The organism is Streptococcus parasanguinis, assembly GCF_000963275.1.
GTDB lineage: Bacteria > Bacillota > Bacilli > Lactobacillales > Streptococcaceae > Streptococcus > Streptococcus parasanguinis_B.
On sequence record NZ_JYOW01000002.1, the window covers coordinates 31,366 to 50,509 of the forward strand.

Consider the following 19,144-nt stretch of genomic DNA (forward strand, 5'->3'; position numbering starts at 1 on the left):
TCGAAAAGAAAGTAGCAGAAGTGGCTGCCAAGACAACGGCTGTCGCAGAGAAAAAAGAAGCAGCGCCTGTCAAAAAAGAAGGAGCAACTGAGACAAAATCAGTAACGCCAGCTGCTAAACCAAAGAGTCGTAACTTTAAAGCGGAACGAGAAGCGCGTGCAAAAGAACAGGCTGAACGTAGGAAACAACAAGACAATCGTCCAAAACGTGATCGCAAAGATAATCAGCGTCATGGTGACAACCGAAATCAACGACCACAAGAGCGAAATGAACAGCGAAATCAAGGTTCTGAGCGTCGTAATAACCGACCAGATCAAAGACGTAGTGCACAACCCCAAGTGGCACCAAAAGTTGATTTCAAAGCGCGTGCAGCAGCACTGAAAGCTGAACAAAATGCTGAATACGCACGTGGAAGTGAAGATCGCTACAAACAACAAGCTGCAAAAGCAGAACAAGAACGTCAACAGCGCCGGAAACGGGTAGAAGCACCAGAAGTGAAAGCACCTGTACAGGAGCCAGCTGTTGAGAACCATACAAAACCAGCTGTTGCTGCTGCTCCAGCTCAAGTCGATACACGTCGGAAGAAACAAGCGCGACCAGATAAGAAACGCGATGATTTTGATCGTGAAGAAGATGGTCCAAGAAAACAACAAAGGAATCGAAATAGTCAAAATCAAGTGAGAAATCAGAGAAATAGTAACTGGAATAACAATAAGAAAAATAAAAAAGGAAAGAACAACCGTAATGATGCTCCAAAACCAGTAACAGAGCGTAAATTCCATGAATTACCAAGTGAATTTGAGTATACGGATGGAATGACGGTTGCCGAAATCGCAAAACGCATCAAGCGTGAACCGGCTGAAATCGTCAAGAAACTCTTTATGATGGGAGTCATGGCGACTCAAAATCAATCGCTGGATGGAGATACGATTGAACTCTTGATGGTGGATTATGGAATTGAAGCCAAGAAAAAGGTTGAAGTGGACAATGCCGATATCGAACGCTTCTTCGTTGAAGATGGTTATTTGAATCCAGATGAGTTGGTAGAGCGTCCACCAGTTGTCACCATCATGGGACACGTTGACCACGGTAAAACTACCCTTTTGGATACTCTTCGTAATTCACGTGTAGCAACAGGTGAAGCGGGAGGAATCACCCAGCACATCGGTGCCTACCAAATCGTGGAAAATGGTAAGAAGATTACCTTCTTGGATACACCTGGACACGCGGCCTTTACTTCTATGCGGGCGCGTGGTGCATCTGTTACGGATATTACCATCTTGGTCGTAGCGGCAGATGACGGGGTGATGCCTCAGACTATCGAAGCTATTAACCACTCAAAAGCGGCGAATGTCCCAATCATTGTGGCTATTAACAAGATTGATAAACCAGGTGCCAACCCAGAACGTGTCATCGGTGAATTGGCGGAACATGGGGTTATGTCAACTGCCTGGGGTGGCGATTCTGAGTTTGTAGAAATCTCAGCTAAGTTCAACCAAAATATCGATGAACTCTTGGAAACGGTCCTTCTTGTGGCTGAAATCCAAGAACTCAAGGCAGATCCAACTGTTCGTGCCATCGGTACCGTTATCGAAGCGCGTTTGGATAAAGGAAAAGGTGCAGTGGCAACCCTCCTTGTTCAACAAGGTACCTTGAATGTTCAAGACCCAATCGTTGTCGGAAATACCTTTGGACGTGTCCGTGCCATGACCAATGACCTTGGACGTCGTGTGAAGGTTGCAGGACCATCTACTCCGGTTTCTATCACTGGTTTGAACGAAGCGCCAATGGCGGGTGACCACTTTGCGGTTTATGAAGATGAAAAATCAGCGCGTGCAGCGGGTGAAGAACGTGCCAAACGTGCTCTGATGAAACAACGTCAAGCAACCAACCGCGTCAGCCTTGAAAATCTCTTTGATACCTTGAAGGCTGGGGAAGTGAAATCCGTTAATGTCATCATTAAAGCCGATGTACAAGGTTCGGTTGAAGCTCTTGCTGCTTCCCTTCAAAAGATTGAAGTAGAAGGTGTGAAAGTGACCATCGTTCACTCAGCAGTTGGTGCGATCAACGAATCAGACGTGACCCTTGCAGAAGCTTCAAATGCCTTCATCATCGGATTTAACGTCCGTCCTACTCCACAAGCACGTCAACAAGCTGAAGCTGACGAGGTGGAAATCCGTCTTCACTCAATCATCTACAAAGTGATTGAAGAAATGGAAGATGCCATGAAGGGTATGTTGGATCCTGAGTTCGAAGAGAAAGTGATCGGGGAAGCAGTTATTCGTGAAACCTTTAAAGTCTCAAAAGTGGGTACCATTGGTGGATTTATGGTCCTTAGTGGTAAGGTTACACGTGATTCCAAAGTCCGTGTCATTCGTGACGGTGTCGTGATCTATGACGGAGCTCTTGCAAGCTTGAAACACTTCAAAGATGATGTCAAAGAGATCACAAATGGTCGTGAAGGTGGATTGATGATTGAAGGCTACAATGATATCAAGACAGACGATACCATTGAAGCCTACATCATGGAAGAAATTAAAAAATAAGAGGCTGACTAGGAAAAAAGAGGAATTTTCTCTGATTTCCTAGTTTTTAAACACAAAGCAGAAAGGAGTTCCTATGGCAAGTCATTTTCGGACAGATCGAGTAGGGATGGAAATCAAGCGTGAAGTCAATGAGATTTTACAAAAGAAAGTCCGTGACCCGCGTGTTCAAGGCGTTACTATTACGGATGTTCAAATGCTAGGTGATTTGTCTATGGCCAAAGTGTATTATTCAATTATGAGTGATTTGGCTTCAGACAATCAAAAGGCTCAGACAGGCCTTGAAAAAGCAACAGGAACCATCAAGCGTGAATTAGGTCGGAATTTGAAACTGTACAAGATTCCGGATCTTACTTTTGTCAAAGACGAGTCTATCGAATACGGTAACAAGATCGATGAGATGTTACGCAATTTGAACAAAGACTAGAGAGGTTGGAAATTTTCCACGCCCAGATTGAAAGACAAAGTCTTCTTAGAAACTTTCCTTAGGTGAGTACGGACGTCAGCGAACTTCTTCGAAGTTCCATGACTAATTATTGAGCCTAAGGTCTCAATAATTCCGAGTACCTGAAACTATTAAGTTTCAGGTACTTTTCTCACGACGAAAAGTTTCAGTAGATGATTGAATCACTCTAACGAGTAACATTTCTTTTTATAGAATTTATTAGATTTATAAAAAAGAATAGTTTGTCTACAGTCTCGGGTTGGAAATTTTCCACCCTCTTTTTTTGGCTCTTAAAACGAGGAAAATAAAACAGAAGGAAAAACGGTTTCAAAAAATAATAGAAATTTACAGAAATCTCTTGTGTGATTGGAAATTATCCTTTACAATAGGAGAGGAGTTTTATTTCTGATCTCAAATTTGGAGGAATGAACATGTCGATTAACTGGCAGGAAATTGTATTTAACTTTTTGGGAGGCCTGGGGCTCTTTCTCTATAGTATTAAAACCATGGGAGAAGGCTTGCAACAGGCTGCAGGAGATCGACTTCGATACTATATTGATAAATATACGAGTAATCCCTTTCTAGGGGTTCTAGTAGGGATTGGGATGACTGCCTTGATTCAGTCGAGTTCAGGGGTTACAGTGATTACGGTCGGTCTGGTGAGTGCAGGACTTCTAACCCTCCGTCAAGCTATTGGTATTGTTATGGGGGCCAATATTGGAACGACTATTACCTCCTTTATCATTGGTTTTAAATTAGGAGACTACGCTCTTCCCATGCTCTTTATCGGAGCGGTTTGTCTCTTCTTTACCAAAAATCGTTTGGTTAATAATGTTGGACGAATCGTTTTTGGTGTCGGTGGTATCTTCTTTGCCCTCAACTTGATGAGTGGGGCTATGGAACCTCTTAAAGATTTGCAAGTCTTTCGTGACTATATGGTGCAGTTAAGTAAAAGTCCTATCTTGGGTGTCTTTGTTGGATCAGGCTTAACACTTTTGATTCAGGCCTCTTCTGCAACCATTGGTATCTTGCAAAATCTCTATGCTAGTCATTTGATTGACCTGAAAGGAGCCCTCCCAGTTCTCTTTGGTGATAATATCGGAACGACCATTACAGCTATCATTGCTTCCTTGGGAGCTAATATTGCGGCCAAACGTGTGGCAGGTGCCCATGTAGCCTTTAATGTTATCGGAACCATTATCTGTCTTGTCTTCCTTGTTCCGTTTACCTCTTTGATTCAATGGTTTGAAACGACTCTTCATTTATCCCCAGAAATGACCATAGCCTTTGCTCACGGAACCTTTAATATAACCAATACCATCATCCAGTTCCCATTCATTGGAGCTTTGGCATACTTTGTGACCAAGCTGATTCCTGGTGAGGATGAGGTTGTCAAATATGAACCGCTCTACTTGGATGAAAACTTGATCACCCAAGCGCCTTCGATTGCTCTTGGAAATGCGAAAAAAGAGTTGCTTCATTTAGGTGGATATGCAGACAAAGCTTTTAATCTTTCTTATGATTATATTGTTCATCAAAATGAGAAAACAGCTGAAAAGGGTCATAAGACAGAAGAAGCCATCAATACCATTGATGATGATTTGACTCGCTACCTGATTCGTTTGTCAAGTGAAGCCTTGAGTCCGAGAGAAAGTGAAGTTCTCACCAATATCTTGGATTCTTCACGGGATTTGGAGCGGATTGGAGATCACGCGGAAGCCTTGATCAATCTGACCGATTATTTAATTCGTAAGAAAGTGGTCTTTTCAGAAGCGGCCTTGGCTGAATTGGAAGATATTTACAACCAAACCCATCAATTTGTAGAGGATGCCTTAAAAGCTGTTGAGAACAATGATGTGAGTCTTGCAAACCAATTGGTAGCACGTCACGAGGCAATTGAAAAGTTGGAGAAAAGACTTCGGAAAACCCATATTCGTCGTTTGAACCAAGGCGAATGTACACCTCAAGCCGGAGTAAACTTTATTGATATCATTTCTCACTATACACGTGTTGCAGACCATGCCATGAATCTCGCTGAAAAAGTACAAATCGAGCAAATTTAAGGAACGTCAAACAGAGTAAGTAGGAAGCTTACTCTGTTTTTTGTTGGATTCTATTCAAAAATAGGTCTAGACCATTTACAAATGGAAGTGAAAGCGTTATAATATGTATGAATATAAATGGAACACAGTTCCTACAATGGAAAGGACGATTTTATGTCTACATATATTAAAGCAGATCAATTTTATTATCCACATGGGGTTCGCCGCGGAGGCTATTTGGAGCTTGTTGATGGCAAGTTTGGAAAACATGTGGAAAGCTTACCAGAAGGTGCGGATGTGCTGGATTATTCTGGTTACAGCATTGCGCCTGGCCTCGTAGATACCCATATTCACGGATTTGGTGGGGTAGATGTGATGGATAACAATATCGAAGGCACTCTCCATACCATGAGTGAAGGGCTCTTGAGTACAGGGGTTACGAGCTTTTTGCCTACGACCTTGACTTCCTCTTACGAACAACTTTTGGCAGTAACTGAAAATATCGGTGCACGATACAAAGAAGCAACAGGAGCTAAGATTCGCGGGATTTATTTTGAAGGCCCTTATTTTACAGAAAAATACAAGGGAGCTCAAAACCCATCTTATATGAAGGATCCAAGTATGGAAGAATTCCGGGCTTGGCAAAAAGCTGCCAATGGTCTGTTGAATAAGATTGCCCTTGCTCCCGAGCGTGAAGGGGTGGAAGAATTTGTTCGGACCATTACAGGAGAAGGAGTGACTGTCGCTCTGGGACACTCCAATGCTACTTTTGAAGAAGCTAAAAAAGCGGTTGATGCAGGTGCGAGTGTCTGGGTACATGCCTACAATGGTATGCGTGGTTTGACGCACCGTGAACTCGGTATGGTTGGTGCCATGTATGAGTTGCCTCATACTACAGCAGAGTTGATCTGTGATGGCCATCACGTGGATCCACTAGCGTGTGATATCCTGATGAAACAAAAAGGCAAAGAAAATGTTGCCTTGATTACGGACTGTATGACAGCTGGGGGCTTAGAAGACGGGGACTACATGCTTGGGGAATTCCCAGTCGTGGTTGCTGAAGGGACTGCTCGCTTGAAATCAACTGGTAATCTAGCTGGCTCAATCTTGAAATTGAAAGATGGATTAAAAAATGTTGTAGAGTGGGGGATTGCTAACCCTCACGAAGCAGTGATGATGGCCAGCCTCAATCCGGCAAAATCAGTCCATATTGATGATGTTTGTGGTCAAATTCGAGAAGGATATGACGCGGACTTCATCGTGCTTGATCAAAATTTGGATCTGGTTGCGACCTATCTCGATGGGGTCAAACGTTACCAAGCTACCAATTAGATTCAAGAATCGAAGATAGAATACTTCCTCTCTAAGTCATACCTAGAGAGGTTTTTGTTTACCGATGGTAGTGCAATTTTGTGAATGCTGTCTTTTCATGCTATAATGGGAATTGAAATGTGAGGTAGCTTATGAAGGCAATTGATATACGTTTTTTATTGATGGGAATTTTTTTCTTGCTCTATGGGATTGTAAGAAAAAATATCTTTATTGTGATTGTTGGTGGGGCATTTTTACTCTATAGTTTTTATAGCAAGAAGATGGAGCCAACCAAGAAGAATATTTTTAAGCCAGAGCTCAAGCTTCGAGGGCCTAAGAAACCGAAATCGAAGAAAGGAAAGAAAAAATGAACAATTATCGTTTAAATAATGGGGTGGAGATTCCTGTATTAGGATTTGGAACCTGGAAAGCAGCAGATGGAGAAGAAGCCTATCAAGCTGTCTTAGCTGCTTTAAAAGCAGGTTACCGCCATATCGATACAGCTGCGATTTATCAGAATGAAGAGAGTGTGGGTCGGGCCATTAAAGACAGTGGTCTTGCGCGCGAAGACCTGTTTATTACCACCAAACTTTGGAATACTCATCACACCTATGAAGACGCTCAAGCTGCTTTGGAAGAGTCTCTTGAGAAACTAGGCTTGGACTATGTAGATCTTTATTTGATTCATTGGCCAAATCCAAAACCTCTTCGAGAAAATGATGCTTGGAAACAACGAAATGCTGAGGTTTGGCGGGCAATGGAAGATATGCTAGCTGCTGGCAAGGTTCGAGCTATTGGTATTAGCAATTTTCTGCCTCATCATTTGGAAGCCCTCCTTGAAACAGCTCGGGTCATTCCGTCTGTGAACCAAATTCGTCTAGCACCTGGGGTTTACCAAAGCGAAGCCATCGCAGCGAGTCGTAAGCATGGCATTTTACTAGAGGCTTGGGGACCTTTTGGCCAAGGAGAATTGTTCCAAAATGAACAAGTAAAAGAAATGGCTACTAAATATGGAAAGACGGTCGCTCAACTAGCCCTGGCTTGGAGTTTGCAAGAAGGTTTCCTTCCACTGCCAAAATCGGTTACACCTGAGCGGATTGCGAGTAATTTAAATTGCTTTGATTTTGAATTGACGGCAGATGATATGGAACTCCTTCGCCATCTTCCGGTTGAAGCAGGTGCACCAGATCCAGACACCAAAGATTTTTAAGAAAGAATATCTATTCATTAATGAAAACCGAGGACAGTTTCGTTCTCGGTTTTTAAAATCCTTTCAATGATTAAATAATTTTAAAACTCTAATAAAAACAGATGTTCTATAATACCTTCCCATACTAATTTACATTTTTCCGAACGAAAATAAATTAATAGTTAGTAACATTCGTGAATGTTACATTTGTGTTACAATTTGTTTTTTGAATGAATTTTCAGATAATTTTGCGTTATAATAGTTGCTATTAAAATAAAAGGGGAGTTTCTATGAATAGACAAGAACGTTTTTCATTAAGAAAATACAAATTTGGTGTAGCCTCAGTTTTATTAGGGGCTGTTTTGGTATTTGGATCTGCACAAGCGAGTGCTGAAGAACAAGCGGCCAGCCAAACGAGTGCTGGAACACAGCTTGTAGCCACTACTCAACAGGCACCTGCTGAAGAAGAGCATTCACAAGCAACAGAAGCAAGTACAGCAGTTGCTAGTGAGAAAGTAGAAGTTGCAAAAGAAGCAACAGTTGCTGCAAAGACAACGAATGCAACAGAAGCAGCTCTTGTTGAAAAAACAGAAGCTCCTAAAGAGGCAGCTACTGTTCCAGAAACAAAACCGGAAGTAGCGGAAAAACCTGTAGAAAAAGCAACAGCAGTGGCTACTGCGACAAGTTCAGAAACAACGAATCGCCATGAGGCAGCTGAAAAACCTCAAAGCATCGAAAGTGACGAAATTATTACTGTTCCCCAAACCTGGAAGCAAGGTTATAAAGGGGAAGGGATGGTTGTCGCCGTCATCGACTCTGGTTTGGATGTGAACCACGAGGTTCTTCGGATTACCGATCCTTCAAAAGCTAAGTTTAAAAACCAAGGAGAAATAGAAGCTGCTAAGAAAGCAGCAGGAATTGATTATGGTAAATGGTACAACGACAAGGTTGTCTATGCCTATGACTACTTTGATGGTACCGACAATATCAAAGAGGCCGAAAGAGATTCTCATGGGATGCACGTTACAGGGATTGCAACAGGGAATCCTGATAAAGCAGCAGGAAACGGAGAAAAGATCTATGGTGTAGCACCAGAAGCGCAAGTTATGTTTATGCGTGTCTTCTCAGATCGCCAAAAAACAACGGGATCTGCTCTTTATGTAAAAGCAATTGATGATGCTGTAGCTCTTGGTGCAGATACTATCAACATGAGTCTTGGTTCTACGACTGGTTCTACGGTCAATGCGGATTCAGATATTGTGGATGCCATTAAACGGGCGCGCGCTAAAGGCGTATCTGTCTTAATTTCTGCAGGAAATAGCAATAGCTTTGGAAATGGTTACTCAAGACCTTCTGCTGAAAATCCAGATTATGGTTTGGTCGGAAATCCTTCAACAGTAGAGGACTCCATCTCTGTTGCTTCTATCAATAATAATGTTATTACGACAGAAGTGTTTGAAGTCAAAGGCCTTGAAGGCAATGCGGAAGCGGATAACGGTAAGTTTGATTACAGTAAATCTGCTGCAGACGCTGATTTTGAAAAAGGCAAAGAGTACGAATATGTGTCAGTTGGTCTTGGAAAAGAAGATGATTTCAAAGATCTGGATCTTACCGGTAAATTAGCCTTAATCCAACGCGGGGAAATTCCATTCTCAGAAAAGATTGCGAATGCCTTCCATCATGGTGCAGCAGGAGCTTTGGTCTACAATAATGTGGAAGGATCGAACCTTGGAATGGCAATTGAAGGAGATGCGAAAAAGATCCCATCTGTCTTTATTTCAAAACGTTATGGGGAAGCTCTTAAGGCAGGTTCCTACAAAATTGTCTTTAACAATACTATGGCCAACCGTCCATCTCCAGAAGCAGACCAATTGTCTGATTTCTCAAGCTGGGGAGTGACAACCGATGGTCAGTTGAAACCAGATGTCACAGCACCTGGTGGGAATATCTTCTCTTCTTTAAATGACAATACCTACGGGGATATGAGTGGTACTAGTATGGCTTCACCTCACGTGGCAGGTGTCGCCGCCTTGGTCAAAGAATACCTTGTGAAGCATCACCCAGAATTAACTCCAGAACAAGTTTCTGCAACTGTCAAAGCCTTGATTATGTCTACGGCTAAACCACATGTTAACAAAGAAACCGGTGTCTATACGTCTCCACGCCAACAAGGAGCAGGGGTTGTCGACACAGCCGCAGCCGTTTCAACAGACTTGTATGTGACTGGTGAAAACAACTATCCAAGCGTCACTCTTGGAAATGTTGGAGATAGCTTTACCTTTGATGTCACAGTCCACAATATTTCAGATACCGATCGTACCTTGAAAATGTTGGTGAATACTGACACAGATGAAGTGAAGGATGGTAAATTTACCCTTCGTCCACGTAAATTAACAGAAACTGCTTGGCCTGAAGTAACCGTGAAAGCACATAGTTCTGAAACAGTTACAGTGAAAGTCGACACAAGCAAATTCACAGAAGAATTAAGCAAAGAAATGCCAAATGGTTATTTCCTTGAAGGATTTGTTCGTTTTGTCGATCCAGCAGATGATGGAGATGTAGTTAGCTTACCATTTATGGGATTCAAGGGAGAATTCCAAAACCTTCCAGCTGTTGAAAAACCAATCTATGATTTGGTTCGTGAAGGAAAAGATGGCTTCTACTATCATGTTCCAAAAAATTTGAATATCTCATCTAGTGCTAATGTTTCTGCGCTCGTCACCCTTCAAAATGACCTTCTCCTTACACAAGGGAAACGTGATGGTCGTCGGATTACAGTTCTTGGTATTGAAGAAAATGCAGAAGGAACTCACTCTCTTCAACTAGATGAGAATGGAAATGTTCGCATTGCCATTTCACCAAATGAAGATGGGAATAAAGACCTTGTTGAATACAAGACAGTCGCTCTTCGAAACATTGAAAACCTACATGCAACTGTCTATGCAGCAAGTGATACGGAACATAAAAATCCACTGTGGGAAGGAACTCCATCTGATCATCGTAAGAACTTCTTTGATGGCAATGAAAAGAACCCACGCAGCTACACACTAGATAACACTGCTTGGAATGGTACCGATGCAAATGGGAAAGCAGTAGCAGATGGTGTATATGATTATGTCATTCGTTACACCCCAATGGTTCCTGGAGCTGAGGAGCAATCAACAACCTTCAAGGTTCAAGTCGATACTCAAAAACCAGTGATCACATCAGGATATATCCGTTTCAAAGATGGGGCTCAACAGTTTGTAGCACGTAAAGCCAAAGATGTTGGCGATGGCGGTATCTTAACTGAAAAACTCGTCTATGTGACTCCATTTGATGATCAGGGGACAATGGTCCAAACCAGTGAAGATAAGAATGGTACACGTGCGCTTGAAAATTATCATGTGATCAAGGCCAATGCAGATGGTAGCTTCGATCTTCCTGAAAACATCGATAAGAAGAATATCTACTACTATGTAGAAGACTTTGCGGGGAACGTAGACTATGTTTCACTAGCAGATTTAGTTCGGGATCAAAATAGTGGTCGGGTTCAAATTGCAGTTCGTGACGTTAAAACGAACAAAGATTTGGATACTATGTATGTTTACCGAATCAAAGATAGCAATGGCCAATACGTATCAGTTGATAAGACAAAAGATATTAACTTCTTGAACTTTGGTCATTATACTGCAGAAATCTTTACGTATGATCGTACAGAAGTGAAATTTGTCAGCAGCTTGACGCAAGAGTTCGATTTGACAGAAGAGAATAGTTTCCAAACGATCACATTCCTTGCCAATACTTTAGAATATGCACCAGTTAGCATCAACTTTGATCAACCGGTTTCAAAAGCAGCTACGATCGTATTAAAAGGGGCAGATGGTGAAAACTTTGTCTTGCCTGCTGAAAAATATGGTAAAAATGGCTTTGGTAAATCTGTAGCAACTGGTCAATATACCTTGGTTGCAACTCTTCCTACAGGCTATGAACTAGCTGAGGAAGCACCAGTGATCTCAGTTGTCGCAGGGCGTAACAACAATTATCGTATTGGAGTAATCTCAAAAGTGAATCTCTTGGCTGCTTTGAACAACCAAGCAGATGTTACAAAGACAGCGCAATACTTCAATGCCAGTGCGGATAAGAAGGAAGCCTATGATCAAGCTTTGCAAGCTGCCCAAGCAGCCTTGACCAACAAGGTTAGTCAAGAGCAAGTCAACCAAGCTCTAGCTAGTCTTGAAGCTGCTAGCCAAGCTTTGGATGGGAAAGTTTCAAACGTTGCGGCCTTAAAAGAAGCGATGCAGGCTTACGATGCTACGACTAAAACTGGTCGTTATGCCAATGCCAAAGAAAAAGTACGTCGCGACTACGATCGTGCTTTCCAAACAGTAGCCTTGCTTGCAGTTGATCCAACTGTGAAACAAGAACAAATCAATCAAGCACTTGCTGAGCTTAGCCGTGCGGAAGGAAAATTAAACGGGAAAGCAACTGATTTTTCAAGCCTTGAAAAATACATCAAGGAAGAATTGAAGTTCCAAGAAAAGAATGCGAAATTCATCTATGCTGGAAATGAAGAAAAAGAAGCTTACCTAGCAGCCTTCAAGGATGCACAAACCATCCTTTCAAATCCAGGAGCAAGCCAACAAGATGTGAAAGATGCTTTGACAGCCTTGAAGAATGCCAAGAAAAAACTTCATGGTAAAAAACCAAAAGCTGCGAGACGTCCATAAGAAAAACAACCTTGTTTGTTAGCCTAAAATCCGTATGAAACGATTGTTTCATGCGGATTTTAATTTACAAGTCACTAAAAATCTGCTATAATACTAGTCAAGAAAGAAGGGCTTACGGCGTTTTTCTAGCGAGCTTGGGATAGTGAGAGCCAAGTAGAGCAAAGTAAGCAAGTGGCGCTTTCTCTCAGTAAAAAGCTGAGTAAAGTAAAATAAAATGAAGTAATAAATTAGGGTGGAACCGCGTTTTTGACGCCCCTAGGTCACAGACTTAGGAGCGAAGACACGGTTCTTTTTGTATCTTGAGTCACAAGAAATTTTATGAATAAGGAGTAAAACATGTCTAAAAAACTAACCTTTCACTGCGTTAGTGGCAGAGACCTCCTTACAGTCGGACTGCCCCACGCTCAGCACTAGGGTGCCTGAGCTAGACGCAGTACTAACTCGTCTAGCCTCGTATAATCGACGAGGCAGACTCGTGTCGCAAGAAATTACTTAAATCAAGGAGTATTTAATGTCTAAGAAATTAACATTTCAAGAAATTATTTTGACTTTGCAACAATACTGGAATGACCAGGGTTGTATGCTGATGCAGGCTTATGATAATGAAAAAGGTGCGGGAACCATGAGTCCTTACACCTTCCTTCGTGCCATTGGTCCTGAGCCATGGAATGCGGCTTATGTAGAGCCATCACGTCGTCCAGCGGACGGTCGTTACGGAGAAAACCCAAACCGTCTTTACCAACACCACCAATTCCAAGTGGTCATGAAACCATCCCCATCAAACATCCAAGAGCTCTACCTTGAGTCTTTGGAAAAGTTGGGTATCAATCCTTTGGAACACGATATTCGTTTCGTTGAAGATAACTGGGAAAACCCATCAACTGGTTCAGCTGGTCTAGGTTGGGAAGTTTGGTTGGACGGTATGGAAATCACTCAGTTCACCTACTTCCAACAAGTTGGTGGATTGGCAACTGGTCCGGTAACTTCTGAGGTCACTTACGGATTAGAACGTTTGGCTTCTTACATCCAAGAAGTTGATTCTGTTTACGATATTGAGTGGGCTCCAGGCGTTAAATACGGAGAAATCTTCCTTCAACCAGAATATGAACACTCAAAATACAGCTTTGAAGTTTCTGACCAAGATATGCTTCTTGAAAACTTCGAAAAATTTGAAAAAGAAGCAGGGCGTGCTTTGGAATTAGGCCTTGTTCACCCAGCCTATGACTACGTTTTGAAATGTTCACACACCTTCAACTTGCTTGACGCGCGTGGAGCAGTATCCGTTACAGAACGTGCCGGCTACATTGCCCGCATCCGTAACTTGGCCCGTGTCGTAGCCAAAACCTTCGTCGCAGAACGCAAGAAACTTGGTTACCCACTTCTTGACGAAGCAACACGCGCCAAACTCCTAGCAGAAGAGGAAGAATAAAGAGAGCGTATTAGATGGGATTGGCTGATAGAGCAATCCTACAGAACCAGTTGCCGCAGTGATAAAGGTATCGTTAGAGAAACTAACGATACCAGGCAAAATTGGAGACCTTAGGCTCCAATTTTAGCAATGAAACGACGAAGTCGGTTGCTGCGTGCCAATCACATAAGGCAAACTGGAAAAAAAGATATTTTTCGGAGAAAAAACATGACAAAAAACTTATTAGTAGAACTTGGACTTGAAGAGTTGCCAGCCTACGTTGTCACACCAAGTGAAAAACAACTGGGTGAGAAAATGGCAGCCTTCTTGGATGACAACCGTCTTTCATACGAAAGCATTCAAACCTTCTCAACACCACGTCGTTTGGCAGTCCGTGTGATTGGTTTAGCTGACCAACAATCGGATTTGACTGAAGATTTTAAAGGACCTTCTAAGAAAATCGCCTTGGATGCAGATGGAAACTTCTCAAAAGCGGCTCAAGGATTCGTCCGTGGAAAAGGCTTGACGGTTGACGATATCGAATTTCGTGAAGTCAAAGGTGAAGAGTACGTTTATGTTACGAAGCACGAAGCTGGAAAACCAGCTAAAGAAGTCTTGGCTGGCGTTCCAGAAGTGCTTGCTTCATTGACCTTCCCTGTCAGCATGCACTGGGCTAACAACACATTTGAATACATTCGCCCAGTTCACACCTTGACAGTTCTTTTGGGCGACGAAGCGCTCGACCTTGATTTCTTGGATATCCACTCAGGTCGTGTGAGCCGTGGACACCGTTTCCTTGGACATGAAGTGGAAATTACTAATGCGGATTCTTATGAAGAAGACCTTCGTACCGTTTACGTGATTGCGGATAGCAAAGAACGTGAAAATATGATTCGTGAGCAAATCAAAGCCATCGAAGCAGAACAAGGTGTTCAAGTCCAAATCGAAGAAGGACTTTTGAATGAAGTCTTGAACTTGGTCGAATACCCAACTGCCTTTATGGGAAGTTTTGACACTAAATATTTGGATGTTCCAGAAGAAGTTTTGGTGACCTCAATGGAAACGCACCAACGTTACTTTGTTGTACGTGACCTTGATGGTAAGCTGAAACCAAACTTCATCTCAGTTCGTAATGGGAACGCTGAGCACTTGGAAAATGTTATCCGAGGAAATGAAAAAGTCTTGGTGGCACGTCTTGAAGATGGTGAATTCTTCTGGCGTGAAGACCAAAAACTTAAGATTGAAGATCTCGTTGCTAAATTGGCGAACGTGACCTTCCATGAAAAAATTGGTTCTCTTTCAGAACACATGGCTCGTGCCGGTGTCATTGCAGCATCATTAGCTGAACAAGCTGGTTTGACTGCTGAAGAAAGGGCAGCCGTAGCTCGTGCAGCTGAAATCTACAAATTTGACCTCTTGATGGGTATGGTCGGAGAGTTCGATGAATTGCAAGGAATCATGGGTGAAAAATACGCCCTCCTTGCTGGTGAGGATCCTGCAGTAGCGACAGCTATCCGTGAGCACTACCTTCCTGATTCAGCAGATGGAGCCCTTCCAGAGACTAAGGTTGGTGCTATCCTTGCGCTTGCAGATAAATTAGATACCCTCCTTTCTTTCTTCTCTGTTGGTTTGATTCCGTCTGGTTCCAACGACCCGTATGCACTTCGTCGTGCAACACAAGGAATTGTTCGTATCTTGGATGCCTTTGGATGGAATATTCCTATGGATGAGTTGATTGACAGCCTTTACGCTCTTTCATTTGATAGTCTTTCTTATGACAATCAAGCAGAAGTGCTCAACTTCATCAAGGCGCGTGTAGACAAGATGATGGGACGCACATCTAAAGACATCAAGGAAGCTGTACTTGCTGGTTCAAACTTCGTGGTTGCGGATATGCTGGAAGCAGCAGATGCTCTCTCAGAAGCTGCTAAGACTGATGGCTACAAGGCAGCTGTTGAATCACTCTCACGTGCCTTTAACTTGGCAGAAAAAGCAGATACTTCAGTAGCAGTCGATGCTAGTCTCTTTGAAAATGATCAAGAAAAGGCCCTTGCTAAGGCGATTGAAGAATTAGAACTGACTGGTTCAGCTAGTGATAAATTGGCACAGCTCTTTGCTCTAAGTCCAGTCATCGATGCCTTCTTTGACAATACCATGGTTATGGCAGAAGATGAGGCTGTAAAAAACAACCGTTTGGCCCTTCTTGCAGGTCTAGTGTCTAAAGCCAATGCTGTTGCAGCCTTTAACCAATTGAACACAAAATAAGTACCTGATGGCAGGTAGAAAGTAGGTCTTATTATGACACCTGAAAAAATTGCTCGGATCAATGAGCTTGCTAAAAAGAAAAAAACAGAAGGTTTGACGCCAGAAGAAGCAGTGGAACAAGCAAAACTTCGTGAAGAATACATTGAGGGTTATCGTCGTTCCGTTCGTCACCACATCGAAGGAATCAAAATTGTGGATGAAGAAGGAAATGATGTGACACCTGAGAAACTACGCCAAGTGCAACGGGAAAAAGGTTTGCATGGCCGTAGTCTCGATGACCCCAATTCATAATCAAAAGAGTGCTGGAAGAAACTCCAGCACTCTTTTGTATCTTCAAAATTCAGAACATTCTGGACTAGATTGACCAATTTTTTAAAACGTGGTATAGTAGATTGAGTGAAAATTGGAAGTATACTTTTCTGAAAAAGTACAGAAAAAAGAATTGGAGTAATCATATGTCAAAAAAACATCATCCTAGTCAAGAAACTGAAAATGGGATGGTTCGTGGTCTGCAAAATCGCCATGTTCAGTTGATTGCTATTGCAGGAACCATCGGAACAGGGCTCTTTCTTGGAGCTGGTCGTTCCCTTTCTTTGACAGGTCCGTCTATTATTTTAGTCTATATGCTGACTGGAGCTTTCATGTACTTGATGATGCGGGCAATCGGAGAAATGCTCTATATGGACCCTGATCAACACACCTTTATCAACTTTATTACCAAGTACTTAGGAAAGGGTTGGGGCTATTTTTCAGGATGGTCCTATTGGGTTTCCTTGGTATTTCTTGGGATGGCAGAAATTACAGCCGTTTCCAACTATGTTCAGCTCTGGTTCCCTAATTGGCCAGCCTGGCAGATTCAAATTATCTTTTTAGCGCTTTTAAGTTGTGTAAACTTGATCGCTGTGAAAGTTTTTGGAGAGGTTGAATTCTGGTTTGGAATGATCAAGATCGTCACGATTTTAGCCCTGATCGCTACAGGGATCTTTATGGTGACGACGAATTTTGAAACACCAGCTGGACATGCTAGCTTAAGCAATATTACCAATGGTTTTCAAATGTTTCCAAATGGTTGGGTCAAGTTTGTGATGGCCTTTCAAATGGTCTTCTTTGCTTATCAAGCGATTGAGTTTGTTGGAATTACCACATCAGAGACAGCCAATCCCCGTCAGGTCTTACCGAAAGCCATTAAAGAAATTCCGATTCGGATTGTAATCTTTTATGTAGGGGCTTTGTTGGCGATCATGGCTATTTTCCCTTGGCAACAGCTTCCCGTCAATAAATCACCGTTTGTAACGGTCTTTCAGATGGTAGGAATCAAGTGGGCAGCAGGATTGATTAATTTTGTTGTACTGACAGCTGCTGCATCTTCCTTGAATTCCACCCTCTATTCAACAGGGCGTCACTTGTACCAGATTGCAAAAGAAACGCCAAACAGTAAAGTGATGAATCGTTTGAAACTGAATAGCTTATCTCGTATGGGGATTCCAAGTCGCGCGATTATTTTTTCTGCGATTGTAGTTGCTGTTTCAGCCTTTATCAATGTCTTGCCAGGTGTATCAGATGCCTTTGCCTTGATTACGGCATCTTCTTCTGGTGTCTACATTGCTATTTATATTTTGACCATGTTATCCCATCTTAAGTACCGTAAATCAAAAGAATTTATGCCAGATGGTTTTGTCATGCCGGCCTATAAAGTGTTGAATCCATTGACCATTGTTTTCTTCCTCTTTGTATTCGTTTGTCTCTTCTTGCAAGAATCAACATACATTGGAGCGGTTGGAGCAACCATCTGGATCATTCTTTTTGGGATATACAGCAATTGGAAACATAATAAATAAATAGAAAAACTCACTCTTAGGTGAGTTTTTACTATTTCAGAGCTCGGTTACTTCTTTTAAGGAATTACTTGGAGGGAACAAAAGAAAAACAGAGATGGAAGAAATTATTTTTCTTCCATCTCTGTTTTTTGTCCTTGAATGGCTTTTTTGAGCCACCAAAGTGAGCCGACTAGGATCAGGGCAGCAAGCCAAAAAATCCAAGCCTCAATAGTGGTTAGAAAAAAGTAGAGAGCAATAGCATCGACCAATAAAAGTGGGATGAGAATCTGTTTTCTTATTTTCATAAGAATATTGTATCATAAATCCTAGAGGAAACAAGTGAAATCAAGCCTTTCTAGGTATTTTGTAGGATCCGAAAAGGTCAGATAGGATTAGTTAGTGAATTTTCTTTCAGGAGTGCATCTTGGTCCCATTTGTGGTAAAATAGTAAAGATATGAGTAAAGAATTTCATCATGTAACGGTTTTGCTTCATGAAACGATCGATATGCTGGATGTTAAGCCAGATGGGATCTATGTAGACGCCACATTGGGTGGAGCAGGCCACAGCGAATATTTGTTAACAAAATTAAATGAATCAGGCCATCTCTATGCCTTTGACCAAGATCAGCATGCGATTGAGAATGCTAAGATTCGTTTAGCTCCATTCATCGAGAAAGGCATGGTGACCTTCATTAAGGATAACTTTCGTCATTTAAAGGAACGTCTTAACGAATTGGGTGTGACTGAAATTGACGGAATCTGTTATGACTTAGGTGTCTCTAGTCCTCAGTTAGATGAACGAGAACGTGGATTTTCTTACAAGAAAGATGCGCCGTTGGACATGCGGATGAATCAAGAGGCTTCCTTAACAGCCTATGAGGTGGTTAATAGCTACGATTACCATGATCTAGTTCGCATTTTTTTCAAATATGGAGAGGACAAATTTTCCAAGCAAATTGCGCGGAAAATTGAGCAAGCGCGAGCAATTAAACCGATTGAAACGACGACTGAATTAGCAGAGATTATTAAATCTGCTAAACCAGTTAAGGAGCTCAAGAAAAAGGGACATCCTGCTAAACAGATCTTCCAAGCCATTCGTATCGAAGTCAATGATGAACTGGGAGCGGCGGATGAATCGATTCAGCAAGCCATGGATTTGTTGGCCCTCGATGGTCGTATTTCTGTGATTACCTTTCATTCGTTAGAGGATCGATTGACCAAACAATTGTTTAAAGAAGCTTCGACGGTTGAGGTTCCAAAGGGGCTTCCCTTTATTCCAGATGATTTGAAACCAAAGATGGAGTTAGTCAACCGGAAACCTATTTTGCCAAGTGAAGAAGAGCTTGAGGAAAATAATCGATCTCATTCAGCAAAATTACGGGTTGCTCGAAAAATACACAAGTAAGAGGAATTG

12 protein-coding genes and 1 pseudogene are annotated in these 19,144 nt (G+C 42.1%); 12 read left to right on the forward strand and 1 reads right to left on the reverse strand.

Annotated elements, in window-relative coordinates; genetic code table 11:
• Positions 1-50: 50 nt before the first annotated feature.
• The 11 genes and pseudogenes from infB to TZ97_RS09830 form a co-directional block, all read left to right on the forward strand.
• A pseudogene (gene infB / locus TZ97_RS09780) lies at positions 51-2,546 on the forward strand (translation initiation factor IF-2); the annotation flags it as partial.
• Positions 2,547-2,619: 73 nt separating this feature from the next.
• Entirely contained in the window at positions 2,620-2,970 is a 351-nt protein-coding gene (rbfA, locus tag TZ97_RS09785) for a 30S ribosome-binding factor RbfA (protein WP_003003976.1), read from the forward strand.
• A gap of 449 nt (positions 2,971-3,419) precedes the next feature.
• Positions 3,420-5,051 (forward strand): Na/Pi cotransporter family protein, encoded by a 1,632-nt coding sequence (locus TZ97_RS09790; protein WP_037608308.1) that lies wholly within the window; start codon positions 3,420-3,422, stop codon positions 5,049-5,051.
• Positions 5,052-5,204: 153 nt separating this feature from the next.
• Positions 5,205-6,362 carry an N-acetylglucosamine-6-phosphate deacetylase gene (nagA, locus tag TZ97_RS09795; protein WP_042760248.1) on the forward strand — a complete coding sequence of 386 codons (1,158 nt, stop codon included), beginning with the start codon at positions 5,205-5,207 and terminating at the stop codon, positions 6,360-6,362.
• Positions 6,363-6,493: 131 nt separating this feature from the next.
• Entirely contained in the window at positions 6,494-6,712 is a 219-nt protein-coding gene (locus TZ97_RS09800; RefSeq protein ID WP_003018530.1) for a hypothetical protein, read from the forward strand.
• Entirely contained in the window at positions 6,709-7,551 is an 843-nt protein-coding gene (locus TZ97_RS09805) for an aldo/keto reductase (RefSeq protein WP_045760255.1), read from the forward strand. The genes TZ97_RS09800 and TZ97_RS09805 overlap by 4 nt, the downstream gene beginning before the upstream one ends.
• A 269-nt stretch (positions 7,552-7,820) precedes the next feature.
• The gene (locus tag TZ97_RS09810) at positions 7,821-12,239 is read left to right on the forward strand and encodes a S8 family serine peptidase (protein ID WP_045760256.1); all 4,419 of its coding nucleotides are present in this window, start codon (positions 7,821-7,823) and stop codon (positions 12,237-12,239) included.
• Between the two features lie 511 nt (positions 12,240-12,750).
• Positions 12,751-13,668, forward strand: coding sequence for a glycine--tRNA ligase subunit alpha (gene glyQ, locus TZ97_RS09815; RefSeq protein WP_002886077.1), 918 nt, complete (start codon positions 12,751-12,753; stop codon positions 13,666-13,668).
• 207 nt (positions 13,669-13,875) lie between these two features.
• Positions 13,876-15,912: a glycine--tRNA ligase subunit beta gene (gene glyS, locus TZ97_RS09820; RefSeq protein ID WP_045760257.1), complete on the forward strand. Its 2,037-nt coding sequence runs from the start codon at positions 13,876-13,878 to the stop codon at positions 15,910-15,912.
• 33 nt (positions 15,913-15,945) lie between these two features.
• Positions 15,946-16,203: a DUF896 family protein gene (locus TZ97_RS09825; RefSeq protein WP_003012632.1), complete on the forward strand. Its 258-nt coding sequence runs from the start codon at positions 15,946-15,948 to the stop codon at positions 16,201-16,203.
• 164 nt (positions 16,204-16,367) lie between these two features.
• The gene (locus tag TZ97_RS09830) at positions 16,368-17,750 is read left to right on the forward strand and encodes an amino acid permease (protein WP_045760258.1); all 1,383 of its coding nucleotides are present in this window, start codon (positions 16,368-16,370) and stop codon (positions 17,748-17,750) included.
• 104 nt (positions 17,751-17,854) lie between these two features.
• On the opposite strand, the gene TZ97_RS09835 is transcribed toward TZ97_RS09830, so the two are convergent.
• Positions 17,855-18,034, reverse strand: coding sequence for a hypothetical protein (locus TZ97_RS09835; RefSeq protein WP_003014929.1), 180 nt, complete (start codon positions 18,032-18,034; stop codon positions 17,855-17,857).
• Between the two features lie 150 nt (positions 18,035-18,184).
• On the opposite strand from TZ97_RS09835, the gene rsmH reads away from it, so the two are divergent.
• Complete coding sequence (gene rsmH, locus TZ97_RS09840) at positions 18,185-19,135, forward strand: 16S rRNA (cytosine(1402)-N(4))-methyltransferase RsmH (RefSeq protein WP_045760259.1); 951 nt, start codon at positions 18,185-18,187, stop codon at positions 19,133-19,135.
• Positions 19,136-19,144: the final 9 nt, after the last annotated feature.

What these genes read in the sequence shown, in the direction of transcription:
- rbfA (WP_003003976.1), top strand. Translation starts at nt 2,620, where the DNA reads ATGGCAAGTCATTTTCGGACAGATCGAGTAGGGATGGAAATCAAGCGT.
- TZ97_RS09790 (WP_037608308.1), top strand. Translation starts at nt 3,420, where the DNA reads ATGTCGATTAACTGGCAGGAAATTGTATTTAACTTTTTGGGAGGCCTG.
- nagA (WP_042760248.1), top strand. Translation starts at nt 5,205, where the DNA reads ATGTCTACATATATTAAAGCAGATCAATTTTATTATCCACATGGGGTT.
- TZ97_RS09800 (WP_003018530.1), top strand. Translation starts at nt 6,494, where the DNA reads ATGAAGGCAATTGATATACGTTTTTTATTGATGGGAATTTTTTTCTTG.
- TZ97_RS09805 (WP_045760255.1), top strand. Translation starts at nt 6,709, where the DNA reads ATGAACAATTATCGTTTAAATAATGGGGTGGAGATTCCTGTATTAGGA.
- TZ97_RS09810 (WP_045760256.1), top strand. Translation starts at nt 7,821, where the DNA reads ATGAATAGACAAGAACGTTTTTCATTAAGAAAATACAAATTTGGTGTA.
- glyQ (WP_002886077.1), top strand. Translation starts at nt 12,751, where the DNA reads ATGTCTAAGAAATTAACATTTCAAGAAATTATTTTGACTTTGCAACAA.
- glyS (WP_045760257.1), top strand. Translation starts at nt 13,876, where the DNA reads ATGACAAAAAACTTATTAGTAGAACTTGGACTTGAAGAGTTGCCAGCC.
- TZ97_RS09825 (WP_003012632.1), top strand. Translation starts at nt 15,946, where the DNA reads ATGACACCTGAAAAAATTGCTCGGATCAATGAGCTTGCTAAAAAGAAA.
- TZ97_RS09830 (WP_045760258.1), top strand. Translation starts at nt 16,368, where the DNA reads ATGTCAAAAAAACATCATCCTAGTCAAGAAACTGAAAATGGGATGGTT.
- TZ97_RS09835 (WP_003014929.1), bottom strand. Translation starts at nt 18,034, where the DNA reads ATGAAAATAAGAAAACAGATTCTCATCCCACTTTTATTGGTCGATGCT.
- rsmH (WP_045760259.1), top strand. Translation starts at nt 18,185, where the DNA reads ATGAGTAAAGAATTTCATCATGTAACGGTTTTGCTTCATGAAACGATC.